The 460-nt window shown below is 34.6% G+C and carries 1 protein-coding gene; it reads right to left on the bottom strand.

Going from position 1 to position 460, the window contains the following annotated elements:
* Nucleotides 1-48: 48 nt before the first annotated feature.
* Nucleotides 49-460, bottom strand: a 412-nt coding sequence (locus E5A76_RS09880; RefSeq protein ID WP_161118824.1) for a hypothetical protein, incomplete at its 5' end; no start/stop codon positions are given.

Genomic DNA, 460 nt, shown 5'->3' with positions numbered 1-460 from the left:
GTAAAAATATAAAGTAGTAACGTTATTACCCCTAATAAATAATCCATATTATAAGTGACACGCTTCCATACAAGCACCAGCAGCAGCAATACCTAAACTAGGTCCTGCAACACTACCCAAAGCTGGTGTTGCAACCCCACCAACAAAGCCCCCCACAGCTCCAATAGCACCAACCGTGGCACCAGAAGCCCCTAATCTCAGTAACACACTGGCAGGAGCACCTCTTTTAACTCTTCTTGGTCTCGGATCTCTAAAAACAAATATATTTTCATCGAACTTATTTATAAACTTTTGAACTTTTTTTTGCACTTGAAATGAAAATTCTTTTGGAACATTTATAAACTCATACGGATATATAATGCTAGATGTACCATCGTAAAATAAAATATTTATATCATCAGAACTTAAATTTACTAACTTATTTAAGTTATATTCAGATTTGAAACAATACTTATAACGA

This window comes from Photobacterium lucens (assembly GCF_009873615.1).
Lineage (GTDB): Bacteria > Pseudomonadota > Gammaproteobacteria > Enterobacterales > Vibrionaceae > Photobacterium > Photobacterium lucens.
Note: the sequence above shows the minus strand (reverse complement) of the source record. Positions and strands in the feature narration are given on the sequence as shown.